Raw genomic sequence first — 24,133 nt, 5'->3', positions numbered from 1 at the left:
CTCCTCCATGTCCAGCAGCTGGTCCTGCTGGCGCACGCCGTAGGAGACGACGTTGAACCACTTGCCCGACATGTTGACCGGCGAGCCATGCGTCAGGTGGCCGCCCGAGTTCAGGTCGAGCCCCATGAAGGTGTCGCCCGGGCTGAGCAGCGCCAGGAACACCGCCTGGTTCATCTGCGAGCCCGAATTCGGCTGCACGTTGGCGTATCCGCAGCCGAAGAGTGCCTTGGCGCGTTCGATGGCCAGGTCCTCGACGATATCGACATATTGGCAGCCGCCGTAATAGCGCTTGCCCGGGTAGCCCTCGGCATATTTGTTGGTCAGCACCGAGCCCTGCGCCTCCAGCACCGCGCGGCTGACGATGTTTTCCGAGGCGATCAGCTCGATCTCCTCGCGCTGGCGCCCAAGCTCCTGACGGATGGCGCCGAAAATGGCAGGGTCGCGGCTGTCCAGCGTCTCGGTGAAGAATCCGGTGTCGGTCATCTGGTCCTCATGCAAAAAGCGGCTTGCCGGCCTTCTAGCGCCTTTCCTCGCGCCCCGCTAGGACGGATGCGACGCCTTGGTGGTAGATTGTCCCATGCGCCAAAGGGACTTGCGCCCGCCCCGCCGCGCGCCATGATGGCCGCATGAAGCTGCATTTCATCGCCTCCAGCACCGAAACCGCCGTGACCGCCGCCGAGACGCTGTCCGCGCGCTACGGCCATGTGCCGATCCGCGAAGCCGAGGTGATCGTGGCGCTGGGGGGCGACGGGCTGATGCTGTCGGTCATGCATCAGAATCGCGGCCTGCCTGTCTATGGCATGAACCGGGGCACCGTGGGCTTCCTGATGAACGCCTATAGCGAGGACGACCTGCCCGGCCGCATCCTGGCGGCCGAGGAAACCGTGGTCAATCCGCTGGCCATGACCGCCGGCACCACCGACGGGCACGAGCATTGCGCGCTGGCGATCAACGAGGTCAGCATGCTGCGCGCCGGTCCGCAGGCGGCGCGGCTGCGCATCAGCGTGAATGGAAGGGTGCGGATGGAGGAGCTGATCTGCGACGGTATGCTGGTTTCGACCCCCGCCGGATCGACCGCCTATAACTATTCGGCGAACGGGCCGATCCTGCCGCTGGGTTCCGACGTGCTGGCGCTGACCGCCATCGCGCCCTTCCGGCCGCGGCGCTGGCGGGGCGCGATCCTGCCCAAGTCGGCGACGGTACGCATCGACGTCCTGGAGCCCGACAAGCGCCCGGTGATGGCCGATGCCGATTCGCGGGGCGTCGATTCGGTGCTCTGGGTCGAGATCCGCTCGGAAAACACCATCCGCCACCACCTGCTCTTCGACCCAGGCCACGGGCTCGAGGAGCGACTGATCCGCGAACAATTCGTCTGAGGCCCGATTCCATTTGAGGCCGGACGCGGCGCGCGCTAAAGGGCCGGGCATGATGAACCGTCCCGATCTTCCGCCCGAAATCGCCCGCCGCCGCACCTTTGCGATCATCTCGCACCCGGACGCGGGCAAGACCACGCTGACCGAGAAATTCCTGCTGTTCGGCGGCGCGATCCAGATGGCCGGCCAGGTCCGCGCCAAGGGCGAGGCGCGGCGCACGCGCTCGGACTTCATGAAGATGGAGCAGGACCGCGGCATCTCGGTTTCCGCCTCGGCCATGAGCTTCGATTTCGGGCCCTATCGCTTCAACCTGGTCGACACGCCCGGCCACAGCGATTTCTCCGAGGACACCTATCGCACGCTGACCGCCGTGGACGCGGCGATCATGGTCATCGACGGCGCCAAGGGGGTCGAGAGCCAGACCCGCAAGCTGTTCGAGGTCTGCCGGCTGCGCGACCTGCCGATCCTGACCTTCTGCAACAAGATGGACCGCGAAAGCCGCGACACCTTCGAGATCATCGACGAGATCCAGGAAAACCTGGCCATCGACGTGACCCCCGCCTCCTGGCCGATCGGCATGGGCCGCGATTTCGTCGGTGCCTATGACCTGCTCAACGACCGGCTGGAGATCATGGACCGCGCCGACCGCAACAAAGTGGCCGAGTCGATCCAGATTTCCGGCCTGGACGATCCGAAGCTGGCCGATCACGTCCCCGCCGATCTGCTGGAAAAGCTGCGCGAAGAGCTGGAGATGGCGCGCGAACTGCTGCCTGCCTTCGACCGCAAGTCCTTCCTGGAAGGGCACATGACGCCGATCTGGTTCGGTAGCGCCATCAACAGCTTCGGCGTCAAGGAGCTGATGACCGGCATCGGCGAGTTCGGCCCCCAGCCGCAGCCGCAGAATGCCGCCGAGCGCCAGATCGCGCCCGAGGAAAAGCCGGTGACCGGCTTCGTCTTCAAAGTGCAGGCGAACATGGACCCCAAGCATCGCGACCGGGTGGCCTTCGTCCGCCTGGCCTCGGGGCATTTCGAGCGGGGGATGAAACTGCTGCATGTGCGGTCGAAAAAGCCGATGGCGGTGTCGAACCCGGTGCTGTTCCTGGCCGCCGACCGCGAACTGGCCGAGGAGGCCTGGGCGGGCGATATCATCGGCATCCCGAACCACGGCCAACTGCGCATCGGCGATGCGCTGACCGAGGGCGAGGCGCTGCGCTTCACCGGCATCCCGAGCTTTGCGCCCGAGCTTTTGCAGACCGTGCGCGCGGGCGACCCGATGAAGGCCAAGCACCTGGAAAAGGCGCTGATGCAATTCGCCGAGGAGGGCGCCGCCAAGGTCTTCAAGCCGATGATCGGCTCGGGCTTCATCGTCGGCGTGGTCGGCGCGCTGCAATTCGAGGTGCTGGCCAGCCGCATCGAGCTGGAATACGGCCTACCGGTGCGTTTCGAGTCCTCGCAATTCACCTCGGCGCGCTGGGTTTCGGGGCCGAAGGATAAGGTCGAAGCCTTCGCGCAAGGAAACAAGGGCCATATGGCGCAGGACCATGACGGCGATCTGGTTTACCTGACCCGCCTGCAATGGGACATCGACCGCGTGCAGCGCGACCATCCCGAGTTGAAGCTGACGGCGACGAAGGAAATGATGGTATAGGCGCCGGTCCCGGCACAAGCCCGGCTTGTCCGGCAGGCCGCGGGGCGCGCGTGTCGCCCCCGGTTCCTGAACGGCGGCGATGAGCCCAGTTTGACAGATGCTGCGCTCGTTATGGACGGCAGCTATGCGCGGCGTTCGTAGCCTTCGCCCTATCCAAATTGAGAATTTCGGTATGTATTTCCGCTTTACTGATGCATTCTGTCTCGGCGATATGCCTCTGGATCATCAACGACATCTATATGTGTCTCTTGATAATCAATCATTGCGAACATAAAAGCTTCAATTTCAGGCTGCTCCCCAAATCTTACAATGAGATTTGATGCTCCGATTCGGGCGTAGGAGATAATCCCCATGCATGCCCGCTGGATTATCTACTCATCGCTGAAACCTGACTCACGCTCACGCACCGCTCGCTGTTTAAATTCTTTCTCTAGAGTTGCGAAGTTAATCCCTAGCTCAGTCAGTGCTGTTTTGAAGAGACGGCGATCAACTCCTATTTCCAAGGCCAACCGGTTCATGAACTTATCGCTCGAACGAAAATCTCTGAAAAAACTGAACATCGATCTACCTTGAATGACGAATCAGGTGCTGCTCACCCATTATCTGCCGAAAATAAGCGTTAAGCGACAGCTGTATTTGGATGTGGGGGGTGGTGGTGCAGGAGCAACAGGTGAAGGACATTTGAGCCAAGCGGTCACTCGCCTCGTTCATCTCAGTGCGGTCTTCGGAGCTGCTTGCCGTCCTCACAATGGAAGCTTTGGTCTGCAGAGCGGCACTTCACGTTAAGATGCGAAGGTCAGCTTTGTCCCGCATGACCGCCACCTCGGACCGCATGCGGCACGGCGCAAGGCCGCGCCGCATGGCCGCTCTTACCCCACCGTCACGTCCATCGTCACCTCGGCATTCAGCACCCTGCTGACCGGGCAGCCCTTTTCGGCCTTGCGGGCGCATTCCTCGATCACCGCCTTGTCGCCGTCGCCCCAGATCCTGGTGTTCAGATGCGCCGTCTTGATGGCGAAGCCGTCGCCCTCCTTGGCCAGCCCGATCTCGGACGTGGTCTCGATGCGGACATTGCCGATCCCCGCCTCTTGCAGAATCGCCGACAGCGCCATGCTGAAACAGGCGGCATGGGCCGCGCCGATCAACTCCTCGGGGTTGGTGCCGGGCAGACCCTCGAAGCGGGTGTTGAAGCCATAGGGCTGGCTGCTCAGCGCCCCGGACTTGGTGGAAAGCGCCCCCTTGCCGTCCTTGAGCCCGCCTTCCCATTTCGCCGAACCGGAATTCACGATCATCGCCGTTCTCCTTTTCTGCCGTGACCTGCCGGCTGAACGCGCGATCCCTTGCACGGGTTCAATCGCCGGCCTATCCCGCATGGGGAACGAGGGGGAGAGGGCGCGGATGCCGGTGCATGAACTCGCCGCATTGGGCGCGGCGGCCTGCTGGGCGATCACCGGCATCCTGTCGCAATCGGCGGCGCAGGCGCTGGGGCCCTTCGGCTTCAACCGGCTGCGCCAGGCCATGGTCGCGGCCATGCTGGCGGCGATCGTCATCGCCACCGGGCGCTGGCACGGCATCTCGGTCGAGGACCTGTGGCGGCTGTCGCTCTCGGGCGTGATCGGCATCTTCCTGGGCGATACGCTGCTTTACGTGGCGCTGATCCGGCTGGGGCCCAGGCGCTCGGGGGCGCTGTTCGCGCTGAACGCGCCGATGGCGGCGCTGATGGGCTGGCTGGCCTTGGGCGAGGAGCTTTCGCTGCCCGCCGTGCTGGGTGTCGCGCTTTCGACCGCCGGCGTCGCCATGGCGGTGCTGGGGCGTCCCGGCCGCTCGGGCGGGCACCGTTTCGAGGCGGTGCAGGGCTCGGTCTGGATCGCCTCGGGCTTCGGGCTGATGGCGGCGGCGGGGCAGGCGCTGGGGTCGTTGATCGCGCGGCCGGTGATGGCGACGGGCTTCGATCCCTATGTCGCCTCGCTGGTGCGGGTGGGCGTGGCGGTGGTCTGCCTGATCCTGCTGATGGCGCTGCCGATCCGCGCGGTCCAGCCGCTGGGCCGGCCCACGCCGCGCGTGCTGGTCCTGACGGCGCTTTCCGGCCTGATCGCCATGGTCACCGGCATGACGCTGCTGATGTTCGCGCTGCAAGGCGGCAAGGTTGGCATCGTCTCGACGCTCTCGGCGCTGTCGCCGGTGCTGATCCTGCCGGTGCTTTGGGCGATGACCCGGGCGCGGCCCTCGGCGACCTCATGGGCGGGGGCGCTGATCGCGGTCGCGGGCATGGCGCTGATCTTCCTGCGCTGACGGGTTTGTCACTTGCTAGCCGGTGCCCGGCCGCGCTTCTCTCAGTGCATCCATCGTTACGACAGGAGAAAGCCATGCGTCTTGCCACATTCGCCCTTGCCGCGCTGATCGCTTTGCCGGCCGCGGCCCAGGATCATGCGGCCATGGATCATGCGGGACATGGCGACAGCCCCTCGACCGCCGGCTACCAGCAGGCGATGGAGCGGATGCATGAGGAGATGATGATCGATTACAGCGGCGACGCCGATGTCGACTTCATGCGCGGCATGATCCCGCATCACCAGGGTGCCATCGACATGGCCAGGGTCGCGCTGGAACATGGCAAGGATCCAGAGGTCCGCAAGCTGGCCGAAGAGGTCATCAAGGCCCAGGAGGCCGAGATCGAGATGATGCGGCAATGGCTGCAAGAGCACGGCAAGGCCGAATAGCCCCTGCGTTCTTCCGTGGTCAAATATCCTGGGGGAGCCGATCCGGCCCCCGTCGAGGGGGCCGGATCGGCGGGGGGCAAAGCCCCCCTTGCGCTCAGCCCAGCAGGCGCAGTGCTTCCTGGATGGCGAAGCGGTCGGTCATGCCGGCGACGTAATCCAGCACCACCCGTGCCCGGCCGGTCTCGTCCCCGGCGGCTTCGGCGGCCTCGAACCAATGCTCGGGCATCTTCGATGGATCGTTCAGGAACAGCGGGAACAGCCCGTTCAGCATCTCGGTCACCCGCTGCCTCTCGACCACCACCGAGGGGGCGCGATACATGCGCTGGAACAGGAACAGCTTGATCGCCTTGAGATTCTGATAAAGCGGCTTCGAAAACCGGATGATCGGCCCCTCCATGGCGCGAATCTCCTGCACGCTTTGCGGCTGGAGGCTGGCCAGGCGGTTCTGCGCCACGGCGATCACGTCCTCGACCATGACGCCGAAGACCCGGCGCAGCGCCTCGTGCCGCCGCCGCATCGGCTCCAGCCCCGGATGCAGCGCATCGACCTCGGCAAAGGCCTCGCCCACCACCGGCAGCTGCGCCAGATCCTCCTCGGTGAACAGCCCGGCACGCAGCCCGTCATGCAGGTCGTGGTGGTTATAGGCCACGTCGTCGGCCACCGCCGCGACCTGGGCCTCGGCGCTGGCATTGGTATGCAGCTCGAGGTCCCATTCCGCATTCACCTCGGCCAGCGCATAGGACAATTCGCCGGTCACCGGCCCGTTATGCTTGGCGATCCCCTCCAGGCTCTCCCAGGTCAGGTTCAGCCCGTCGAAATCGGCGTAATGCCGCTCCAGCCGGGTCACGATGCGCAGGGCCTGGGCATTGTGGTCGAAGCCGCCATAGGGCGCCATCAGCGCCGCCAGCGCATCCTCGCCGGTATGGCCGAAGGGCGGATGGCCCAGGTCATGCGCCAGCGCCACCGTTTCGGCCAGGTCGGTGTTCAGCCCCAGCGCCCCGGCGATGGTGCGGGCGACCTGCGCCACCTCGATGGTATGGGTCAGGCGGGTGCGGTAATAATCCCCCTCATGCTCGACGAAGACCTGGGTCTTGTGCTTGAGCCGGCGAAAGGCGCTGGAATGGATGATGCGGTCGCGGTCGCGCTGCCAGGGGCTGCGAAAGGTGGACATGCGCTCGGGCCAGCGGCGGCCGCGGCTGTCATCGGGCTGGCAGGCATAGGCTGCGGTCATCTGTTCCTGCGTTCCTTGCGGGGTATCGGGCCAGAGCCTATATTCCAGACCGGAAGACGGAAACAGGAACGCCCCATGAACACTGGTCTGAACCTGCCCCCCAGGGTCACCGAACGCGCCTTTGCGCGCCTGGCCGAGATCAATGGCGACGGCCCCATGCGGCCCTTGCGGGTCGCGGTCGCGGGCGGTGGCTGCTCGGGGTTCCAGTATGACATCCGCCTGGACGAGGCGGCCGAGGACGACCTCGTGCTCAGCGGTGCCGGCCAGAGCGTGGTGGTCGATCCGGTCTCGCTGCCCTTCCTGGCCGGCGCGACCATCGACTTCGCCGACGAGCTGATCGGCGCCCGCTTCACCATCGACAACCCGAATGCCAGTTCGTCCTGTGGCTGCGGCACGTCCTTCTCGATCTGATCTGGCCTCGGCGCGCGCAGACGGCTAGTCTCGCGCGCATGAAGATCGCGACATTCAACATCAACGGCGTCCGCGCCCGCATCGAGACCCTGACCGGCTGGCTTTCCGAAGCGCAGCCCGACGTCGCGGTCCTGCAAGAGATCAAGACCCAGGACGAGGGCTTCCCGCGCGAGCCGATCGCCGACCTGGGCTACAATATCGAAACCCACGGGCAGAAGGGCTTCAACGGCGTCGCCATCCTGTCGAAGCTGCCGCTGGAGGATGTCAGCCGCGGCCTGCCGGGCGACGAGACGGACGAGCAGGCCCGCTACATCGAGGCGACGGTGGTCGGCCATCGGGCGGTGCGTATCGCCGGGCTCTACCTGCCGAACGGCAACCCGCAGCCGGGGCCGAAATTCGACTACAAGCTGGCCTGGATGGAGCGGCTGCGCGCGCGGGCCAAGGCACTTCTGGCGACAGAGATGCCGGTGGCCATGCTGGGCGACTACAATGTCATCCCCGAACCCCGCGACGCCGCCTTCCCGGAAAAATGGCTGGGCGACGCGCTGTTCCAACCGGAAAGCCGCGCCGCGCTGCGCCGCATCATCTTCGACGGCTGGGCTGATGCGGTGCGGCTGCGTCAGCCGGACAGCACGCGCGGCCCCTTCACCTTCTGGGACTATCAGGCGGGCGCCTGGCAAAGGGACAACGGCATCCGCATCGACCATGTGCTGCTGTCGCCGCAAGCCGCCGACCTGCTGATCGACCTTGGCATCGACCGCGACGAACGCGCCAAGGACAAGCCCAGCGACCATGTCCCGGTCTGGATCGATCTCGACGCCTGATGTCTTTCACCGTTTGAAAAATACTCCGGGGGGGCGAGGAGCGCAGCGACGAGCGGGGCGGAGCCCCCGGCCGCCGGCGCCTCGATCCCCCGCCTCAGTCGCCGTCGTCCCGCACCTCGTCGTCATCGCCGAAACGGGCGTCGTCGTCATATTCGTCCTCGCCCTCGCCGACATATTTCGCGGACAGCGCGATCGAGTGATTGTCGTGGATCGGATCCATGACGATGTCCGAGGGGATCTCGCCCGCCAGCCATTCGCGGATCTCATCCTTGGTCTCGTCGATCTCCTGCCCGGTGACCTCGGCGATATAGGCGATGAAGGCGCGCTGGTCGCCATCGATCTCCTCCAGGTCGCTTTCATCGGCCGAAGGCCATTTCTCGACGATGGCCTCGAAGAAGGCGGGCCAATTGTCGCGGACGTGAACCCATTTCATCAGTAGCCTCCTCCGCCAATGCCGCCCTGCACCATGCGCGAGACGCCGGTGATGTCCTCGCCCACGCCGGCCACGGTATTGCACGCGGCGAGCGCAAGGAGGGCCAGGACGGTTGCGATCCGACTGAATTTCATTCTCTTTCCTCCTGCCACCAGGTTTCTGGCATGAAGCCGGGCCAGTCACCGTAAAGCGGCGTGTTTTCAGGATAATCCAGGTCGGCGCGATGGGCCAAGCGGGAAATCCGTGAATAGCTGACGGGAATGACATAGCGTCCGGCGGTTAAGATCCGATCAAGAGCCCTGACCGCTGCGACAAAACCTTCATGGGTGCGGGCCTGGCCCATCTCGGCGATCATCGCCTCGGCGGCGGGGCTGTCCATGCCCATCCAGTTGCGGCTGCCCGGCTTAGTCACGCCCTCGCGACCCCAATAGAGCCGCTGCTCGTTGCCGGGCGAGAGCGACAGCCCGCGCTCGTACCAGGTCATGTCGAACTGGTAGTTGTTGGTGCGTTCCACATATTGCGCCGAATCGAGCAGCGTCACCTTGGGGCGGATGCCCAGGTTGCGCAGCGACTGCACGAAGATGTCGACGATCTGCCGCATCTCGGCGCTGGTGCGCATGGCGCTGCCGGACTGGTTCAGCAGGATCTCGAAGCTGAAGGGGCGGCCCTGGGCGTCGCGCAGCTCGCCCTGCTGGACGGTCCAGCCCGCCTCGCCGAGCAGGTCCAGCGCGGCGCGGATGCCCTTGCGGTCGATGGCGCGCTCGCCGCCCTCGGGCAGGGCGTAGCCGTCAACGGTGCCGGGCGGCAGCTGGTCCGCGAAGGGGGCGAGCAGCTCGGCCTCGCGTCCGCTGGCCGGGCCGGGCTGCATCGCCAGTTCGGAATTGGCGAAATAGCTGGTGATGCGCGGGTCCTTGCCGCCGGTCAGCGTCATGTTGATGAAGCGGTGGTTGAAGGCCTCGATCATCGCCTGCCGCACCCGCCAGTCCGCGAAGAGCGGATTGCGGGTGTTCATCACCAGCCCCATGATTCCCGAGGGGCGGCTGTGCGGGATCTCGGATTTCACCATCCGGCCGTCGCGCATGGCGGGGAAATCGAAGTCGCGGTCCCAGCGCGCCGCGACCAGCTCGCGCCAGACGTCGATCTCGCCGGCCTTGAAGGCCTCGAACATGGCCGAGGCATCGCCGAAATAGTCGTAGCGGATCACGTCGAAATTATGCATGCCGCGCGTCACTGCCAGGTCGCGGCCCCAATAATCCGGGTTGCGGCGAAAGGTGATCGCGCGGCCCGGATCGACCTTGTCGATCACATAGGGGCCCGAGCCAATGGGCACCATCAGGCTGGACTGGCCGAAATCGCGCCCTTGCCATTGCGCCTTCTTCAGGATCGGCCGCATGCCCATCAGCATCGACAGCTCGCGGTCGGCGGTGTTGAAGGTGAAACGGACCGAGCGCGGGCCGGTCTGTTCCATCTCCTCGACCTTGGACCAGACGGCGGTATAGCGCGGGTGCCCCTTGGTCCCCAGCACCTCATAGGACCACATCACGTCCTCGACGGTGACGGGCGTGCCGTCCGAGAACCGCGCCTCGGGGCGCAGGGTGAACTCGACCCATGTCCGGTCGGGATCGGTCTCGACGCTTTCGGCGAGGAGGCCGTAAAGCGTGAAGGGCTCATCGATCGAGCGCATCATCAGCGACTCGGTCAGCAGGCCCGGCTGGGTAAAGATCGGCCAGACCGGGTTGCCCATCAGGATCCACGGATTGAGCGAATCGAAGCTGCCCGTCTCGGCCAGGCGAATCGTGCCGCCCTTGGGCGCCTCGGGATTGGCGTAGGGCAGGTGGGAGAAGCCGGGTGGCAGCGCAGGTTCTCCATACATTGCAATGGCATGCATGGGTTCTGCGGGGCTTGCCAGCGGCATGGATGCAACACACAGGCACAGCGCGATTCGCCGCCAGATCGCGGATTCGTTAGCAAACTTGAAGAATCGCATGCTCGATGGCCCTGTTTTCCGGGTCGTTGGTTCTGCCTGCGCCCAGATTAACCGCCCGTTCACCTTGAAGCAAACTTACGCCTTGGACTCATGGGGGGAAAAGCGTATAGATAAGGCACTGCTCGATAGGTTTCTTGCCTGTATGAAACCTGCCTCATGACTTGCGCCCGCCTCGTGCGGGCGCTTTTTTCTTGGGGGTTTTGCGGCTTTCCGCGGCGGCTCGGGACGCCGGGCATGCCAGCCCCCACGGGGGAATCGATCACGCGAAAATGTGAACGGAACGCGCGGCTTCGTCGGGCTCGCGCACCCCGCGGCGGGGTCGGTGCCCGATCTTGTGCGGTCCTGGCTTTTTCCCCATGCTGCCGCTGCAACAGCAACGCAGGCGTGGAGGCAGCGATGTTCGAGAAATTCCTCAGCGGCAAGACGGCGGTGGTGACGGGCTCCAACTCGGGGATCGGGCTCGGGATCGCGCAGGAACTGGCGCGGGCGGGCGCGGATCTCGTGCTGAACAGCTTCACCGACGCGGCCGAGGATCACGCGCTGGCCGAAAGCCTTGCCGCCGAGCATGGCGTCGCGGTGCGCTATATCCAGGCCGATATGTCCAAGGGCGCCGACTGCCGCGCCCTGATCGGGAAGGCCGGCGCCTGCGACATCCTGGTGAACAATGCCGGCATCCAGCATGTCGCGCCGATCCCGGATTTCCCGGCCGAGAAATGGGATGCGATCATCGCCATCAACCTGAGCTCCGCCTTTCACACCACGGCGGCGGCACTGCCCCTGATGCGCAAGGCCGGCTGGGGCAGGGTCATCAACATCGCCTCGGCGCATGGGCTGACGGCCAGCGAATACAAGTCGGCCTATGTCGCGGCCAAGCACGGCATCGTCGGCCTGACCAAGGTGACGGCGCTGGAGACCGCGAAGGAGCCGATCACCTGCAACGCCATCTGCCCCGGCTATGTGCTGACCCCGATCGTGGAAAAGCAGATCCCCGACCAGATGAAGACCCACAACATGAGCCGCGACGAGGTGATCGCCAAGGTCATGCTGCAACGCCAGCCCTCGGGGCAATTCGCCACGGTCGAGCAGATGGGCGGCACGGCGGTCTTCCTGTGCTCGTCGGCGGCAGAGCAGATCACCGGCACGACGATCTCGGTGGACGGGGGGTGGACGGCGCTTTAGGCGCCGCCGCTTCCTGCGCGATTCCCGGTCACATCTCCAACTCCGGGCCGGAATATTCGGTCGCGACCTCGATCTCTCCCGTCACGATCTGCTCGCGCAGGGCGTCGATGCGGTCGCGGATCTCGGCCGGGACGCTGTCGGACAGGGTCAGCGAGACGGCTTCGGGGTTTTCCAGCCCGATATGCTTGACGGTCTCCGGCTTCCATGTGCCGTCCACCAGGTCCTGCACCGCCTGTACGCTGGGAATGCTGACATCGGCGATGGCCGAGGCGATGAAGACGTCCGGCTCGACCTTGGTCCAGTCGATGACATTGCCGATCTGTTTCGCGCCGGCCTCGCGCATGGCGTCGGTGGCGCCCTGGCGCCCGGCGTTCAGCATGGTGAAGATGATGTCGGCGCCCTGGTCCGTTTCGGTCTTCGCCACCCGTGCGGCCAGTTCGGTGTCGTCCTGGTTGCCGGCAAAGATCGTCAGGAACTTTGCGTCGGGCCTGGTGTGCATCAGCCCGTGGTAGAACCCGCCGCGCCCCTTGAGGCCCGGCGTCACCCGGATGCCCGAGATATGGCCGACCACGCCGGATTGCGTCAGCAGCCCCGCGGCCGCGCCGCCAAGCCAGGCGCTGTGCTCTTGCAGCAACTCATAGCTGGACAGGTTTGGCCCGGTCACGCCGCCTTGCACCACGACGAAGGGGATGTCGGGGAATTCGGCCGCGACGGTCTTGGCGGCCTCGTTGTTCTGGCCGCCATGGGCGATCACCATGTCCGGGGTTTGCCGGGCGAGGGCGCGCAGCGCCTCTTCCAGCTTGTCCGGTTCCGGCTGCACCTGATCGGTATAGGCGATCTTCGCGCCGAACTGTTTCTCGATCTTCAGAAGGCCGTTATAGCCGGCCTCCATGAAACCATTGTCGTCGATCCTGCCCGGAATGAGCATGGCGATCGAAAGCTCGCCGTCCTGCGCATGGCCTGCGCCGGCCGCCAGCAGCGAGGCGGCCAGGGCCAGCCGAACTGTGGTATGCATCCTGTTCACTGTCCTTTGTCGGGATTGTGGGTTCCGACAGGGGAAGCGCAGGATGACGTTGCGTCAACGCGCAAGCTGTTAAGGGTGTCGCAAGAAAATATTGAAAATCTTCGGTTCAGCCCCAGACCGCCTCGAACTCGCGCCATTCGCCCTTGCTCATGCCGCTGTTTTCCTGCGTGACGGTTTCGCCCGCCAGCCGGCGCTTCAGCGCCTCGACGCCCTTGGCGGAAAGCTGCACCCCACCCAGCCGGTAATCCTCGAAGGCGGCATAGGCGAAGGGCACCCAGTCGCGGACGATGCCGCACATGGTCTCGGCATAGGCGCGGATCTCGTATTGCGCATGGGCATCGGCGCGCAGGCGCAGGAAGTGGAACAGGTTGTGCAGGTCCACCTTCCAATACCATTGCGTGTAGATATTGGCCGGCAGGTTCATACGCGCCAGTTCACGGGCCAGACCCTGCTGGCCGTCCTGGCTCAGCATCTGCTCGTAATGGTCATAGCTGCGCATCGCGTCCTCGCGCAGCAGGTCCAGGACGCGGGCGGCCTCGTCGCCCTCCAGCACCTGCCCGCGGCCCTGGTTGTTCACCGTCGATTGTGCGGCGAGGTGTTCGGGCGCCGGGATGTAGAATTCGCGGTCCAGGATCGAGTAACGCGCCGAGTATTCGTTCACATTGGCAGTGCGGTGGCGGATCCATTGCCGGGCGACGAAGACCGGCAGCTTGACGTGGAACTTGACCTCGCACATCTCGAACGGGGTCGAGTGCCAGTGCCGCATCAGATAGCGGATCAGCCCCTCGTCATTGCTGACCGATTTCGTGCCGCGGCCATAGCTGACCCGCGCGGCCTGGGTGATGGCGGCATCGTCGCCCATGTAGTCGATGACCCGGACCAGCCCGTGGTCCAGCACTTCATGCGCCTGGTAGAGGTGCCGCTCCATCCCCTCGGAGACGGCGCGCAGGGTGGGGCGCGGGTCGGCGCGCTGCTCGTCGATCTGGGCCTGTTGTTCGGGGGTGATGGGCATGGCGGAATCCTCGACTGGTATGGCCATATCTTGTGGCACCTGCGCGGGTTTCAATCAACCGGCGGTGTGGCCCTTCCGGGTGCAACCGTTTGCCGCGCGTTGCGGTTGATCCGGTGAGATGCCAGTCTGAAACCGCAAACAGGCCTGGACGGGCCGGGAAACAGGAAAGGGGAATGATGAAGATCCGCTATCTGCATACCATGGTGCGCGTGCTCGATCTCGAGAAGACGATGGCCTTCTTCCGCCTGCTCGGGCTTGAGGAGATGCGGCGAATCGACAATGAGAAGGGGCGCTTCACCCTGGTCTTCATGGCGCCGCCCGGCCAGCATGAATGTCCGGTCGAGCTGACCTGGAACTGGGACGGCGACGACGGCCTGCCCTCGGACAGCCGGCATTTCGGCCATCTCGCCTATCGGGTCGAGAATATCTACGAGATGTGCCAGAAGCTGATGGATGCCGGCGTGACCATCAACCGGCCGCCGCGCGACGGGCATATGGCCTTTGTCCGCAGCCCGGACAATATCTCGATCGAGCTTCTGCAAGAGGGCGAGCATCTGCCGCCGCAAGAGCCTTGGGCCAGCATGGAAAATACCGGCCATTGGTGAGCCGGGAAAGGCCGGGCCATGGCGGTCCGGCCGCGCCTCGGATCCGGCAGATCGCCTATGAAACTGGCCGGCCTGCCGGAACCGGCCGCATCCTGGACCGGTGGCGGTGGTGAGGGGCGATGGCTGATATGCGTCGGCATGGTCGAGCCCCGTCCCATGCCGGTTTCCGGCGGCGATTCAATAGATGTAGCGGATCTGCTCGGCCCAGAAGCGTTCGACGCGGCGCCATTGCAGGTTCACCGCCTCGATCGGCGGGTCGTCCAGCACGCCCGACAGCTCCAGCCCCTCGGCATGGCGGGCAAACAGCCGCGCCACGCAATCGCGCACCTCTTGCCCCTTCGGGGTCAGCCGCACCCGGACCGCACGGCGGTCCATCTCGCAGCGTTCGTGATGGACATGGCCCAGTTCGACCAGTTTCTTGAGGTTATAGGAGACGTTCGAGCCCTGATACATGCCGCGCGACCGCAACTCGCCCGCCGTCACTTCGGATGTGCCGAGATTGTAGATCAGCAAGGCCTGCACCGGCGTCAGCTCGGACCGGCCCAGCCGCTCGAACTCGTCCTTGACCACATCCAGCAAAAGCCGGTGCAGGCGTTCAAGCACTTGCAGGCTTTCCAGATAGGCCTCGGTCCGGCTGGTCCGCGGCGGCAGGGGCCGCAGGGCGGGCACCGTTTTGGCAGAGCTGCGCTGTTGCATGTGCGGGTTCCGTTCGTGGCCTCGTTTCCGCCACCATGCCGCAGATTTCCCAATCTTCGGTTAATCCCCGCGCAGTTTGCTAAAATTGCGCCTATTTTCGCATCAGCCGGGCATGGGCAAAGGATGCCACGCGGTCCAGGATGGGCAGCAGCGCTTCGGGCCCCGGGCGGGCATCGCCCAGCCGGGCGGTGATCCAGGGGTAGAGATCCTGGTCGTTCTCGGCCAGCAGCGCCTCGTAAAGGTCCAGTTCCGCTGCGGTCAGCCGTTCCAGCTCGCTGTCCGAGAAGGGACCCAGGATCAGGTCCATCTCCTTGGTGCCCCGCCGCCAGCTGCGCATCCGCAGCCGCTTCAGCCTTGCCTCTTTCTCGTCCACGCTTGCCCCCGGCTTGCCTGTCCGCGGCGCCGCCCCTATGAGGGGACGGCCAGCCGCAGGATGAATTCGATGAGCTTTTTGTCGCAGACGCTCGCCCGCGTCAAACCCTCGCCAACCATCGCCATCACCGGCCGCGCCCGCGAGCTTGCCGCCGAGGGCCGGGACATCATCAGCCTGTCCGCCGGCGAGCCGGATTTCGACACGCCCGTCCATATCCGCGAAGCCGCCAAGGCCGCCATCGACGCCGGCCATACCCGCTATACCGCGGTGGACGGCATCCCCGAGCTCAAGCGCGCCATCTGCGACAAGTTCGCGCGCGAGAACGGGCTGGACTACGGCCCGGCGCAGGTGACGGTCGGCACCGGCGGCAAGCAGATCCTCTACAACGCGCTGATGGCGACGCTGAACCCGGGCGACGAGGTCATCATCCCGGCGCCCTATTGGGTCAGCTATCCGGATATGGTGCTGCTGGCCGGCGGCACACCGGTGATGATCGAGGGCGCCATGGCCAACGGCTATCGCGTCACCCCCGAGCAGCTCGAATCGGCGATCACGCCGCGGACGAAATGGGTGATCCTGAATTCGCCCTCGAACCCGACGGGCGCGGGCTACGCATCCGAGCATATGCGCGGCCTGACCGAGGTGCTCATGCGCCATCCCCATGTCTGGGTGCTGTCGGACGATATCTATGAACATCTGGTCTTTGACGATTTCCGCTTCGCCACGCCGGCGCAGGTCGAACCGGGGCTGAAATCGCGCACACTGACCATGAACGGCGTCAGCAAGGCCTATGCCATGACCGGCTGGCGCATCGGCTATGGCGCCGGGCCCGAGGCGCTGATCCGCGCCATGGCCAAGCTGCAATCGCAATCGACCTCGAATCCCTGCTCGATCAGCCAATATGCTGCGCTGGCGGCGCTGCAGGGGCCGCAGGATTACATCGTCGAAAGCCGCGCCGTGTTCCAGCGCCGCCGCGACCTGGTGGTCGAGGGGCTGAACGCCTGTCCCGGCATCGACTGCCCGGTGCCGCAGGGCGCCTTCTATGTCTATCCCTCGATTTCGGCGCTGATCGGCAAGACCTCGGCCGGCGGGACGGCGATCACCGACGATGAAGCCTTCGCCACCGCGCTTCTGAACGAGACCGGGGTCGCGGTGGTCTTTGGCGCGGCTTTCGGGCTGTCGCCGCATTTCCGCATCTCTTACGCCACCTCGGATGCGGTGCTGGCGGATGCCTGCGCCCGGATCAAACGCTTCTGCGAAGGGCTGCGCTGAAATGCCCGGCGGCGGGGCCGAGACCCCGCCGCCCTCATGTCATGCGACGAAAAGCTGCGGCTTGGTCAGGCTTTCGGGGCGCAGGATCGCGTCCAGCCGCTCTTTCGGCAACAGGCCCTTTTCCAGCACCAGCTCATAGACGCCGCGGCCGGTCAGATGCGCCTCGGTCGCGACCTCGGTCGCGGCGGCATAGCCGATATAGGGGTTCAGCGCCGTGACGATGCCGATCGAGCGGCGCACGGATTCCTTGAGCACGTCGCGATTGGCGGTGATGCCGCGCACGCAGTTATGCTCCAGCGTGTTGCAGGCCGCGATCAGGTGGCTGACCGAGCGGAACATGCTGTAGGCGATCACCGGCTCGAAGGCGTTCAGCTGCAACTGCCCGCCCTCGGCGGCCATGGTGATGGTCATGTCGTTGCCGATCACCTCGAAGCAGACCTGGTTGACCACCTCGGGGATGACCGGGTTCACCTTGCCCGGCATGATCGAGGAACCGGCCTGTTTCGCGGGCAGGTTGATCTCGTTGAAGCCGGCGCGCGGACCCGAGGACAAAAGCCGCAGGTCGTTGCAGATCTTCGACAGCTTCACCGCCACCCGCTTCAGCACGCCCGAGACCTGCACGAAAGCGCCGCAATCCTGCGTCGCCTCGACCAGGTCGGGGGCGGTGACGACCGGGATCACGGTGATCTCGGCCAGCCGCGCCCGCACCCGTTCGGCATATTCGGGATGGGTGGTGATGCCGGTGCCGATGGCGGTGGCGCCCAGATTGATCTCGCAGATCAGGCCGGCGGCTTCGGCCAGCCGCATCTCGTCCTCGCCGATGGTGATGGCGAAGGCGTTGAATTCCTGGCCCAGGGTCATCGGCACCGCCTCTTGCAGCTGGGTGCGGCCCATCTTCAGGATTTCGGCGAACTCGCCGCCCTTCTCGGCAAAGGCGCCGCGCAGCGAGGCCAGTGCCGCGATCACGTTCTGCAATCCCCGCCACGAGGCCAGGCGCAGCGCCGTCGGATAGACGTCGTTGGTCGATTGGCTCAGGTTCACATGCTCGTTGGGGTGCAGATAGCGGTATTCGCCCTTGGCATGGCCCATGATCTCCAGCGCCCGGTTGGCGATCACCTCGTTGGCGTTCATGTTGGTCGAGGTGCCGGCACCGCCCTGGATCTGATCGACGACGAACTGGTCGTGCAGCTTGCCCGCCCGGATTTCCTCGCAGGCGGCGACGATGGCGTCGCGGCGCTCGACCGAGAGCAGCCCCAGATCGGCATTGGCCAGCGCCGCGGCCTGCTTGATCGCGGCCAGGGCGCGGATCAGTTCGGGAATTTCGCCGATCGGCCGGCCCGAGATCGGGAAATTCTCGACGGCGCGCAGGGTGTGGACGCCCCAATAGGCGTCGGCGGGCACCTCGCGGTCGCCAAGCAGGTCGTGTTCGATGCGGGTTGTGATCATGTTTACCTCGGGCGCAGGCACGCAGGCCCCGCCGGCAGGGCAGAGCTGGCGCGCGATGCGCATTCTGTCGGATCTGTTGCGATGATGGGGCAGTTTCTGCCCCGAGTGTCAAAGATTTAGGCAGGCTTGCGCGATTTTTCCAATGCCAAGTCGCGCTAGGTTATTCCGATTTTGCATAACCTTCGCCCAATTCGCGCGCCGCTTGCCAGACCCGGCCGGTGATCCCGCGCCCGCGGGCGGCATTGCGGTAAAGCCGGATCTCCATCGGCAGTTCCGGTGCGACGATTTCCAGCCGGCCGGTCTCGATCTCGGCCTCGACCAGCAGGCGGGGCAACCAGACCATGCCGTGACCGGCAACCGCCATGCTTTTCATCGCCTCGGCCATGGATGCCTCGTCGGTATGGGCGACATAGACCTTGGGCGCGCCGGGCTGGGCCAGGGCGATGCGCGCCATGGCGTTCAGGAACGAGCCGCGCGAATATTTCAGCATCGGCATGCCGTCGGTCAGCCATTCCTCGGGCCAGCCGGGGCGGGCGACGGCGACCAGGCTGTCCTGGCCCACCACCAGATGCGGATAGCCCGAGGGGTCCAGCGGGATGTTCACCTGCGGATGGGCATAGGTCAGGAAGAAGTCATAGCCGCCTTCGGTCAGCGCCTCGATGCAGCGGTCGAAATTCTCGGGCTTGACGCGACTGGTCATCTGGCCCGCCGCCGCCTTCAGCCGCATCAGCCAGCCGGGCAGGAAGGTCACGGTCAGGCTGTGCAGGGCCAGGAAGGAGATCTCGCCGCCGCGGCTTCGGGCATGGTCGCGGAACTCGGCGCGGCGGGCGTGGATCATGCGCACGGCTTCCTCGGCCGTCTCGCGGAACAGCACGCCTTCCGGGGTCAGCGTCACCGGATAGCTGTCGCGCGACAGAAGGTCGGTGCCCAGCCATTCCTCCAGCGCGCGGATGCGGCGGCTGAAGGCGCTTTGCGTGACGCCGCGCAGCTCGGCCGAGCGCGAGAAGCTGTGCGTCTCGGCCAGCACCAGGAAATCCTCGAGCCATTTGAAATCCATGCGCCCCCCTTTTCCGTCGCTTTAGCCGAGGCGCTGCGGCCGCGCCACAGAAAGACGATTGCGGCCGGCCGGGTGAGGGGCTAGATAAGAAATGTAATAACATTACATACAGGAAATGCCATGACCGCCAGCACCCAAGGGAAGCGCCTGCCCGTCACCGTCCTGTCGGGCTTTCTGGGCGCCGGAAAGACCACCCTGCTGAACCACGTCCTGAACAACCGCGAGGGCCGCCGCGTCGCCGTCATCGTCAACGACATGTCCGAGGTGAATATCGACGCCGATCTGGTGCGCCAGGGCGCCGAGCTGTCGCAGGCCGAGGAAAGGCTGGTCGAGATGACCAATGGCTGCATCTGCTGCACCTTGCGCGACGACCTGCTGGTCGAGGTGCGCCGGCTGGCCGAGGCGGGGCGCTTCGACCATCTGCTGATCGAATCCACCGGCATCGCCGAGCCCTTGCCGGTCGCCGCCAGCTTCGCCTTTCGCGACGAGGGCGGCCAAAGCCTGTCCGACGTGGCCCGGCTGGATTGCATGGTCACCGTGGTCGATGCGCTGAATCTGACGCGCGATTTTTCCAGCCACGACTTCCTCGCCGACCGCGGCGAGTCGCTGGGCGAGGGCGATGCGCGCACCTTGGTCGACCTGCTGACCGACCAGATGGAGTTTGCCGATGTGATCGTGCTGAACAAGGCCACGGATGCCGGGCCAGGGCGCCTGGATCGGGCGCGTAAGATCGTCCGGGCGCTCAATCCCGATGCCCGGCTGATCGAGACGGATTTCGCCCGCGTCCCGGCCGAGGCGATCTTCGACACCGGCCTGTTCGACTTCGACCGCGCGCATATGCATCCGATGTGGGCCAAGGAGCTTTACGGCTTCGACGACCATGTGCCCGAGACCGAGGAATACGGCATCTCCTCCTTCGTCTATCGCGCCCGGCGGCCGTTCCATCCGCAGCGCATCCATGCCGTGCTGAATGGCGCTCTGCCCGGCGTGATCCGCGCCAAGGGGCATTTCTGGATCGCCTCGCGCCCGGACTGGGTGGCCGAGTTCAGCCTGGCCGGGGCGATCTCGACCGTGACGCCGCTGGGCCGCTGGTGGGCGGGCGTGCCGCGCAATCGCTGGCCCGATCACCCCGAGATGCTGGCAGAACTGCGCAGCCGCTGGGTGGAGCCCTGGGGCGATCGCCGGCAGGAACTGGTCTTCATCGGCGCCGGCATGGAGGCCGAGGCGATCCGCACGGCGCTGGACGAGGCGCTGGTGATGGCGCCGGGCTTCGCGCCGCAGGATTGGGCCGGCCTGCCCGACCCGTTCCCGGCCTGGGGCGAGCGGCAGGTCGCATGAGGGGGCGCAACCTGGCGACCACGCTGCCCTGCCGCCGGCGCGGCCAGCCCATGGCGCGCTATGACCGGCTGCCGACGGAATTGCGGCGCTGGCTGGCGCAGGCCGCGCTGCCCTGGAGCGCCGATTCGGCGCTGCGGCTCTGGCAAAAGGCGCTGCGCGAGACCGGCGGCGACGCGCTGGCCGCCCGCGCCCGGCTGGATGCGGCCGAGGCGCGGCTGCTGGCCCGCGATGCCGGCCTCTGGGGCGCAACCCGGTCCTGAACGCTTGCCCCGCGCTGGAAAATCCGGTTTCCTGCCCGGCATCAAGCAAGGGATGGGCGCATGGGCGAAGTGACGATGGTGTCGGTGGCCGAGCTTGGCCGGATGGTCGAGTCGATCTTCATGCGCGCGGGCTTTACCGCGCAGCAGGCCGATGCCATCGCCCGCATCATCACCGCCGCCGAGCGCGACGGCGCGAAATCGCACGGCATCTATCGCATCGAGGGCTGCCTGCGCACGCTGGCGGCCGGCAAGGTCTCGCCCGATGCGCGGCCCGAACTGATCGACGAGGGCAATGCCGTGATCCGCGTGGCGGCGGATGGCGGCTTTTCGCCCGCCGCCTTCGAGCTGGGCCTGCCGGCGCTGGCCGGCCGTGCCGAAAAGCTGGGGCTCGCGGCGCTGGTCATCAACGACTGCGTGCATTACGCGGCGCTCTGGCCCGAGGTCGAGGCCTTGGCGGCGCGCGGCCTCGCCGGTCTGGCCATGTGCCCCAGCTATGCCACCGTCGCTCCGGCGGGCGGCACCAGGCCGCTGCTCGGCACCAATCCCATCGCCTTCGGCTGGCCGCGGCCGGCCGCCGCGCCCTATGTCTTCGACTTCGCCACCTCCTGCGTCGCGCGGGGCGAGATCGAGCTGCTGGCCCGGGCCGGCGAGCCGCTGCCCGAGGGCTGGGCGCTGGATGCCGCGGGCGCGCCCACCACCGATGCCCAGGCGGCGCTGTCCGGTGCCATGCTGCCCTTTGGCGGGCACAAGGGCTCGGCCCTCTCGACCATGGTCGAGTTGCTGGCCGGGGTGATGATCGGCGACCTGACCAGCCTGGGCGCGCTTGAGGAGCTGGGCACGCTCAGCCTGGCGCCGAAACATGGCGAGCTGATCCTGGCCTTTTCGCCCGCACGCTTCGCCGCCGGCCGGCCGGGCGATCCGCTGGCCCGGGCCGAGGTGCTGTTCGATGCCATCCTGGGGCAGGGCGCCCGCCTTCCCGGCCAGCGCCGCCTTGCCGCCCGCGCGCGATCCGAGGCCGAGGGCATCGCGCTGAACGCCGAGGAACTGGCGCTGATCGAGCGTTTCCAGCGCGAGGGGCTGGCGGCACTCGACTAGGGCGCGGCCCGGTTTCGCTGGCACCAACCTCCATCGAGACGCCGCTTGTCGTGGCGCGGATGGGGAGCGCGGAGATTTTCCCGGCCATGATGCTGCACACCAACATCGACTTGCGCGTGCCGGTCGGCAATATCTGCGTGAACCGCAACCAGATCGGCGCGGTCGTGCGCTTGCAGCCCTTCGGCGGAGGACAGCACCGGCCCCGTCCCAGATCTGCCTTATCCTGCTTCCCCAATGTTCGGGAAGCGGATACTCGACCTCGGCCGCGATCTATTCGGCTGGATAACCGATATCGACACCTTCTAGTGCCCCGGCCTTGTCGGTGGCTGGTTGCGGGCAATGAAGACCGTTCCAAGTCCCGGTCGATTGCCATGCCGCATCCAAGCGGAGGTGACCCCGCGAAGGGGTGCCATTTGCCGGATCGGCCCAGACCGCGGCTAGCGCCCACTCGGCCGGTAAGATGCCTTGCGGCGGGTTTTGTAGTGCTGCATCCGATATGCGGCCAAGAATGCAGCGGGATCTCATTGCATCATCGACAGCCAGGCATGGATCGCGGCCAGGGATTCGGGCTCGTCGAGGAAGGGGACATGCGCCCGATCTGGGATTTCGGCCAGGATCATGTCGGGGCGTCGGCGCTGCATCTCGGCCGCGGTCTCCTGCGACAGCAGGTCCGAATTCGCGCCGCGGATCAGCGCCAGCGGCAGTCCCTGCGTGGTGTCGAACAGCGGCCAGAGATCGACCTCGGGCGCGTCGAAGGCGGCCAGGAAGGTTTCGCGCAGCGCGGGGTCGTAATTGATGCGCAGGCCCGAGGGCGTCTCGACGTAATGGTGCCGCGCCTCCTCCAGCCATCGGCCTGCCGGCACATTGGCAAAGCCGGGCATGGCGGCGGGCAGGCGCCGGGCCAGTTCCTCCAGGCTTTTCGCGGCCGGGTTGCGGCCGACATAATCGAAGATCCGTTCCAGCCCGCTGCGCTGCAATGCCGGCCCGACATCGTTCAGGCACAGGCCCAGCAACCGGTCACGCGCCGTCGCGGCCAGCAACATGCCGATAAGCCCCCCGCGCGAGGTGCCCAGAATCGCCGCCCGTGCGATGCCCAGGTGATCCAGTAGGGCCAGCGCGTCCCGCGCCTCTTGCGGGACGGCATAGCTCTCCGCACCGGTCCAGGCCGAATCGCCGCGGCCGCGATAGTCGGGCCGGATCAGCCGCATACCGGCCAGATGCGGTGCCAGATAGTCGAAATCCCGCCCCGTCCGGGTCAGTCCCGCCAGGGCCAGGACCGGCAAGCCCTCGCCCTCGTCGCGATAGGCCAGCCGGGCGCCGTCCTCGGCCTGGAAGAAGCGGACGGGCATCACAGGTTTTCCGACTGCGGCATGCCCAGCACGTGATAGCCGCCATCGACCAGCACGATCTCGCCGGTGGTGCAGGCGCCCCAATCCGAACAGAGCCAGACCGCCGTGCCGCCGATCGCCTCCAGCGTGGCATTGGCACGCAGGGGCGCGTTCGCCTCGGTATGGCGATAGGTCTTGCGCGCCCCGCCGATGGCCGCCCCGGCAAGGGTCTTCATCGGGCCGGGGCTGATCGCGTTGACGCGAATCCCCTCGGGACCCAGATCGTTGGCCAGATAGCGGACGGATGATTCCAATGCGGCCTTTGCCACCCCCATGACGTTGTAGAACGGTGTGACCCGGTTCGAGCCGGCATAGGTCAGCGTGATGATCGAGCCGCCCTTCGTCATCAGAGGCCGTGCCCGCCGGGCCAGGTCGATCAGCGAATAGCAGGAAATCGTCAAGGAATTCTTAAAGTTGTCGCGGGTCGTATCGATGAATCGGCCGGTCAGCTCGTTCTTGTCGGAATAGGCGACGGCGTGGACCAGGAAATCCAGCCCGCCCCAGCGCGATTCGATCGTCGCAAAGGCGCGGTCGAGCGATTCGTCGTCCAGCACGTCGACATCCATCAGGAAATCCGAGCCCAGCGACTGCGCCAAGGGCTCGACCCGCTTGCCGAAAGCCTCGCCTTGATAGGAAAAGGCCAGTTCCGCGCCCTGCTCGGACAGCGCCCGGGCAATTCCCCAAGCGATCGAACGGTCATTCGCGACCCCCATCACCAGGCCGCGTTTCCCCTTCATCAATTCGCTCATGGTTTAACCTTT

General features: G+C 66.0%; 26 protein-coding genes and 1 pseudogene. 12 read left to right on the top strand and 15 right to left on the bottom strand.

Annotation, left to right across the window (positions count from 1 at the left end):
• Nucleotides 1-483: pseudogene (gene glyA / locus AQY21_RS22130) on the bottom strand (serine hydroxymethyltransferase); the annotation flags it as partial.
• A 143-nt stretch (nt 484-626) separates the two neighbouring features.
• Here glyA and AQY21_RS22125 point away from each other — a divergent pair.
• Both AQY21_RS22125 and AQY21_RS22120 read left to right on the top strand, forming a co-directional pair.
• Nucleotides 627-1,376 carry an NAD kinase gene (locus tag AQY21_RS22125; RefSeq protein ID WP_058099751.1) on the top strand — a complete coding sequence of 250 codons (750 nt, stop codon included), beginning with the start codon at nt 627-629 and terminating at the stop codon, nt 1,374-1,376.
• Nucleotides 1,377-1,425: 49 nt separating this feature from the next.
• Nucleotides 1,426-3,021 carry a peptide chain release factor 3 gene (locus tag AQY21_RS22120; RefSeq protein ID WP_058099750.1) on the top strand — a complete coding sequence of 532 codons (1,596 nt, stop codon included), beginning with the start codon at nt 1,426-1,428 and terminating at the stop codon, nt 3,019-3,021.
• A gap of 371 nt (nt 3,022-3,392) precedes the next feature.
• On the opposite strand, the gene AQY21_RS28840 is transcribed toward AQY21_RS22120, so the two are convergent.
• Together AQY21_RS28840 and AQY21_RS22115 are read right to left on the bottom strand one after the other, a co-directional pair.
• A complete protein-coding gene (locus AQY21_RS28840; RefSeq protein WP_152988322.1) occupies nt 3,393-3,581 on the bottom strand; it encodes a hypothetical protein in 189 nt (62 codons plus the stop codon).
• A 309-nt stretch (nt 3,582-3,890) separates the two neighbouring features.
• Complete coding sequence (locus tag AQY21_RS22115) at nt 3,891-4,313, bottom strand: OsmC family protein (protein WP_058099749.1); 423 nt, start codon at nt 4,311-4,313, stop codon at nt 3,891-3,893.
• A 106-nt stretch (nt 4,314-4,419) separates the two neighbouring features.
• Here AQY21_RS22115 and AQY21_RS30075 point away from each other — a divergent pair, with 106 nt between their 5' ends.
• Both AQY21_RS30075 and AQY21_RS22105 read left to right on the top strand, forming a co-directional pair.
• Nucleotides 4,420-5,313: a DMT family transporter gene (locus tag AQY21_RS30075; RefSeq protein ID WP_058099748.1), complete on the top strand. Its 894-nt coding sequence runs from the start codon at nt 4,420-4,422 to the stop codon at nt 5,311-5,313.
• Between the two features lie 74 nt (nt 5,314-5,387).
• Complete coding sequence (locus AQY21_RS22105; RefSeq protein WP_058099747.1) at nt 5,388-5,741, top strand: DUF305 domain-containing protein; 354 nt, start codon at nt 5,388-5,390, stop codon at nt 5,739-5,741.
• A gap of 94 nt (nt 5,742-5,835) precedes the next feature.
• On the opposite strand, the gene AQY21_RS22100 is transcribed toward AQY21_RS22105, so the two are convergent.
• Nucleotides 5,836-6,972, bottom strand: a complete 1,137-nt coding sequence (locus tag AQY21_RS22100) for a deoxyguanosinetriphosphate triphosphohydrolase (protein WP_058099746.1) — start codon at nt 6,970-6,972, stop codon at nt 5,836-5,838.
• A gap of 75 nt (nt 6,973-7,047) precedes the next feature.
• On the opposite strand from AQY21_RS22100, the gene AQY21_RS22095 reads away from it, so the two are divergent.
• The gene (locus tag AQY21_RS22095) at nt 7,048-7,383 is read left to right on the top strand and encodes an iron-sulfur cluster assembly accessory protein (protein WP_058099745.1); all 336 of its coding nucleotides are present in this window, start codon (nt 7,048-7,050) and stop codon (nt 7,381-7,383) included.
• Nucleotides 7,384-7,421: 38 nt separating this feature from the next.
• The gene (gene xth / locus AQY21_RS22090) at nt 7,422-8,207 is read left to right on the top strand and encodes an exodeoxyribonuclease III (protein WP_058099744.1); all 786 of its coding nucleotides are present in this window, start codon (nt 7,422-7,424) and stop codon (nt 8,205-8,207) included.
• A gap of 94 nt (nt 8,208-8,301) precedes the next feature.
• Here the strand turns inward: xth and AQY21_RS22085 are convergent, their stop codons facing one another.
• The 3 genes from AQY21_RS22085 to AQY21_RS22080 are packed head-to-tail and all read right to left on the bottom strand — an operon-like array spanning nt 8,302 to nt 10,627.
• Complete coding sequence (locus AQY21_RS22085) at nt 8,302-8,640, bottom strand: hypothetical protein (protein WP_058099743.1); 339 nt, start codon at nt 8,638-8,640, stop codon at nt 8,302-8,304.
• A complete protein-coding gene (locus tag AQY21_RS30050) occupies nt 8,640-8,774 on the bottom strand; it encodes a hypothetical protein (RefSeq protein WP_255374816.1) in 135 nt (44 codons plus the stop codon). The genes AQY21_RS22085 and AQY21_RS30050 overlap by 1 nt, the downstream gene beginning before the upstream one ends.
• Nucleotides 8,771-10,627 carry an extracellular solute-binding protein gene (locus AQY21_RS22080; protein WP_058099742.1) on the bottom strand — a complete coding sequence of 619 codons (1,857 nt, stop codon included), beginning with the start codon at nt 10,625-10,627 and terminating at the stop codon, nt 8,771-8,773. Before AQY21_RS22080 ends, AQY21_RS30050 begins: the two co-directional genes overlap by 4 nt.
• 396 nt (nt 10,628-11,023) lie before the next feature.
• Here AQY21_RS22080 and AQY21_RS22075 point away from each other — a divergent pair, with 396 nt between their 5' ends.
• Nucleotides 11,024-11,806 carry a 3-hydroxybutyrate dehydrogenase gene (locus tag AQY21_RS22075; protein WP_058099741.1) on the top strand — a complete coding sequence of 261 codons (783 nt, stop codon included), beginning with the start codon at nt 11,024-11,026 and terminating at the stop codon, nt 11,804-11,806.
• Nucleotides 11,807-11,834: 28 nt separating this feature from the next.
• Here the strand turns inward: AQY21_RS22075 and AQY21_RS22070 are convergent, their stop codons facing one another.
• Together AQY21_RS22070 and thyX are read right to left on the bottom strand one after the other, a co-directional pair.
• Nucleotides 11,835-12,821 (bottom strand): BMP family protein, encoded by a 987-nt coding sequence (locus tag AQY21_RS22070; protein ID WP_058099740.1) that lies wholly within the window; start codon nt 12,819-12,821, stop codon nt 11,835-11,837.
• Nucleotides 12,822-12,936: 115 nt separating this feature from the next.
• Nucleotides 12,937-13,842: an FAD-dependent thymidylate synthase gene (thyX, locus tag AQY21_RS22065; protein WP_058099739.1), complete on the bottom strand. Its 906-nt coding sequence runs from the start codon at nt 13,840-13,842 to the stop codon at nt 12,937-12,939.
• 176 nt (nt 13,843-14,018) lie between these two features.
• Between thyX and AQY21_RS22060 the strand changes: the two genes are divergently transcribed.
• Nucleotides 14,019-14,447: a VOC family protein gene (locus tag AQY21_RS22060; protein ID WP_058099758.1), complete on the top strand. Its 429-nt coding sequence runs from the start codon at nt 14,019-14,021 to the stop codon at nt 14,445-14,447.
• Between the two features lie 177 nt (nt 14,448-14,624).
• Here AQY21_RS22060 and AQY21_RS22055 read toward each other — a convergent pair whose 3' ends face one another.
• Complete coding sequence (locus AQY21_RS22055; protein ID WP_058099738.1) at nt 14,625-15,143, bottom strand: MarR family winged helix-turn-helix transcriptional regulator; 519 nt, start codon at nt 15,141-15,143, stop codon at nt 14,625-14,627.
• Between the two features lie 91 nt (nt 15,144-15,234).
• A complete protein-coding gene (locus AQY21_RS22050) occupies nt 15,235-15,480 on the bottom strand; it encodes a succinate dehydrogenase assembly factor 2 (protein ID WP_058099757.1) in 246 nt (81 codons plus the stop codon).
• 105 nt (nt 15,481-15,585) lie between these two features.
• Here AQY21_RS22050 and AQY21_RS22045 point away from each other — a divergent pair, with 105 nt between their 5' ends.
• Nucleotides 15,586-16,788 (top strand): pyridoxal phosphate-dependent aminotransferase, encoded by a 1,203-nt coding sequence (locus tag AQY21_RS22045; RefSeq protein ID WP_058099737.1) that lies wholly within the window; start codon nt 15,586-15,588, stop codon nt 16,786-16,788.
• Between the two features lie 39 nt (nt 16,789-16,827).
• Here AQY21_RS22045 and aspA read toward each other — a convergent pair whose 3' ends face one another.
• The gene (gene aspA / locus AQY21_RS22040) at nt 16,828-18,234 is read right to left on the bottom strand and encodes an aspartate ammonia-lyase (protein WP_058099756.1); all 1,407 of its coding nucleotides are present in this window, start codon (nt 18,232-18,234) and stop codon (nt 16,828-16,830) included.
• A gap of 160 nt (nt 18,235-18,394) precedes the next feature.
• Nucleotides 18,395-19,291, bottom strand: coding sequence for a LysR family transcriptional regulator (locus tag AQY21_RS22035; RefSeq protein WP_058099736.1), 897 nt, complete (start codon nt 19,289-19,291; stop codon nt 18,395-18,397).
• Between the two features lie 120 nt (nt 19,292-19,411).
• Here AQY21_RS22035 and AQY21_RS22030 point away from each other — a divergent pair, with 120 nt between their 5' ends.
• Genes AQY21_RS22030 through AQY21_RS22020 form a run of 3 tightly spaced genes read left to right on the top strand, consistent with a single transcriptional unit; the run spans nt 19,412 to nt 21,984 of the window.
• A complete protein-coding gene (locus AQY21_RS22030; protein WP_058099735.1) occupies nt 19,412-20,629 on the top strand; it encodes a GTP-binding protein in 1,218 nt (405 codons plus the stop codon).
• The gene (locus AQY21_RS22025) at nt 20,626-20,889 is read left to right on the top strand and encodes a DUF6525 family protein (RefSeq protein WP_058099734.1); all 264 of its coding nucleotides are present in this window, start codon (nt 20,626-20,628) and stop codon (nt 20,887-20,889) included. Before AQY21_RS22030 ends, AQY21_RS22025 begins: the two co-directional genes overlap by 4 nt.
• Nucleotides 20,890-20,949: 60 nt before the next feature.
• Nucleotides 20,950-21,984: an Ldh family oxidoreductase gene (locus AQY21_RS22020; protein WP_058099733.1), complete on the top strand. Its 1,035-nt coding sequence runs from the start codon at nt 20,950-20,952 to the stop codon at nt 21,982-21,984.
• A gap of 521 nt (nt 21,985-22,505) precedes the next feature.
• Here the strand turns inward: AQY21_RS22020 and AQY21_RS22015 are convergent.
• Nucleotides 22,506-23,333: an alpha/beta fold hydrolase gene (locus tag AQY21_RS22015; RefSeq protein WP_058099732.1), complete on the bottom strand. Its 828-nt coding sequence runs from the start codon at nt 23,331-23,333 to the stop codon at nt 22,506-22,508.
• Complete coding sequence (locus tag AQY21_RS22010; protein ID WP_058099731.1) at nt 23,333-24,121, bottom strand: enoyl-ACP reductase; 789 nt, start codon at nt 24,119-24,121, stop codon at nt 23,333-23,335. Before AQY21_RS22010 ends, AQY21_RS22015 begins: the two co-directional genes overlap by 1 nt.
• Between the last annotated feature and the right edge of the window lie 12 nt (nt 24,122-24,133).

Source organism: Paracoccus sp. MKU1 (genome assembly GCF_001447385.1).
GTDB lineage: Bacteria > Pseudomonadota > Alphaproteobacteria > Rhodobacterales > Rhodobacteraceae > Paracoccus.
The sequence above is the reverse complement of the archived record's forward strand: the minus strand, read 5'-3'. Positions and strand labels throughout refer to the sequence as shown.

What these genes read in the sequence shown, in the direction of transcription:
- AQY21_RS22125 (WP_058099751.1), top strand. Translation starts at nt 627, where the DNA reads ATGAAGCTGCATTTCATCGCCTCCAGCACCGAAACCGCCGTGACCGCC.
- AQY21_RS22120 (WP_058099750.1), top strand. Translation starts at nt 1,426, where the DNA reads ATGATGAACCGTCCCGATCTTCCGCCCGAAATCGCCCGCCGCCGCACC.
- AQY21_RS28840 (WP_152988322.1), bottom strand. Translation starts at nt 3,581, where the DNA reads ATGTTCAGTTTTTTCAGAGATTTTCGTTCGAGCGATAAGTTCATGAAC.
- AQY21_RS22115 (WP_058099749.1), bottom strand. Translation starts at nt 4,313, where the DNA reads ATGATCGTGAATTCCGGTTCGGCGAAATGGGAAGGCGGGCTCAAGGAC.
- AQY21_RS30075 (WP_058099748.1), top strand. Translation starts at nt 4,420, where the DNA reads ATGCCGGTGCATGAACTCGCCGCATTGGGCGCGGCGGCCTGCTGGGCG.
- AQY21_RS22105 (WP_058099747.1), top strand. Translation starts at nt 5,388, where the DNA reads ATGCGTCTTGCCACATTCGCCCTTGCCGCGCTGATCGCTTTGCCGGCC.
- AQY21_RS22100 (WP_058099746.1), bottom strand. Translation starts at nt 6,972, where the DNA reads ATGACCGCAGCCTATGCCTGCCAGCCCGATGACAGCCGCGGCCGCCGC.
- AQY21_RS22095 (WP_058099745.1), top strand. Translation starts at nt 7,048, where the DNA reads ATGAACACTGGTCTGAACCTGCCCCCCAGGGTCACCGAACGCGCCTTT.
- xth (WP_058099744.1), top strand. Translation starts at nt 7,422, where the DNA reads ATGAAGATCGCGACATTCAACATCAACGGCGTCCGCGCCCGCATCGAG.
- AQY21_RS22085 (WP_058099743.1), bottom strand. Translation starts at nt 8,640, where the DNA reads ATGAAATGGGTTCACGTCCGCGACAATTGGCCCGCCTTCTTCGAGGCC.
- AQY21_RS30050 (WP_255374816.1), bottom strand. Translation starts at nt 8,774, where the DNA reads ATGAAATTCAGTCGGATCGCAACCGTCCTGGCCCTCCTTGCGCTCGCC.
- AQY21_RS22080 (WP_058099742.1), bottom strand. Translation starts at nt 10,627, where the DNA reads ATGCGATTCTTCAAGTTTGCTAACGAATCCGCGATCTGGCGGCGAATC.
- AQY21_RS22075 (WP_058099741.1), top strand. Translation starts at nt 11,024, where the DNA reads ATGTTCGAGAAATTCCTCAGCGGCAAGACGGCGGTGGTGACGGGCTCC.
- AQY21_RS22070 (WP_058099740.1), bottom strand. Translation starts at nt 12,821, where the DNA reads ATGCATACCACAGTTCGGCTGGCCCTGGCCGCCTCGCTGCTGGCGGCC.
- thyX (WP_058099739.1), bottom strand. Translation starts at nt 13,842, where the DNA reads ATGCCCATCACCCCCGAACAACAGGCCCAGATCGACGAGCAGCGCGCC.
- AQY21_RS22060 (WP_058099758.1), top strand. Translation starts at nt 14,019, where the DNA reads ATGAAGATCCGCTATCTGCATACCATGGTGCGCGTGCTCGATCTCGAG.
- AQY21_RS22055 (WP_058099738.1), bottom strand. Translation starts at nt 15,143, where the DNA reads ATGCAACAGCGCAGCTCTGCCAAAACGGTGCCCGCCCTGCGGCCCCTG.
- AQY21_RS22050 (WP_058099757.1), bottom strand. Translation starts at nt 15,480, where the DNA reads ATGCGCAGCTGGCGGCGGGGCACCAAGGAGATGGACCTGATCCTGGGT.
- AQY21_RS22045 (WP_058099737.1), top strand. Translation starts at nt 15,586, where the DNA reads ATGAGCTTTTTGTCGCAGACGCTCGCCCGCGTCAAACCCTCGCCAACC.
- aspA (WP_058099756.1), bottom strand. Translation starts at nt 18,234, where the DNA reads ATGATCACAACCCGCATCGAACACGACCTGCTTGGCGACCGCGAGGTG.
- AQY21_RS22035 (WP_058099736.1), bottom strand. Translation starts at nt 19,291, where the DNA reads ATGGATTTCAAATGGCTCGAGGATTTCCTGGTGCTGGCCGAGACGCAC.
- AQY21_RS22030 (WP_058099735.1), top strand. Translation starts at nt 19,412, where the DNA reads ATGACCGCCAGCACCCAAGGGAAGCGCCTGCCCGTCACCGTCCTGTCG.
- AQY21_RS22025 (WP_058099734.1), top strand. Translation starts at nt 20,626, where the DNA reads ATGAGGGGGCGCAACCTGGCGACCACGCTGCCCTGCCGCCGGCGCGGC.
- AQY21_RS22020 (WP_058099733.1), top strand. Translation starts at nt 20,950, where the DNA reads ATGGGCGAAGTGACGATGGTGTCGGTGGCCGAGCTTGGCCGGATGGTC.
- AQY21_RS22015 (WP_058099732.1), bottom strand. Translation starts at nt 23,333, where the DNA reads ATGCCCGTCCGCTTCTTCCAGGCCGAGGACGGCGCCCGGCTGGCCTAT.
- AQY21_RS22010 (WP_058099731.1), bottom strand. Translation starts at nt 24,121, where the DNA reads ATGAGCGAATTGATGAAGGGGAAACGCGGCCTGGTGATGGGGGTCGCG.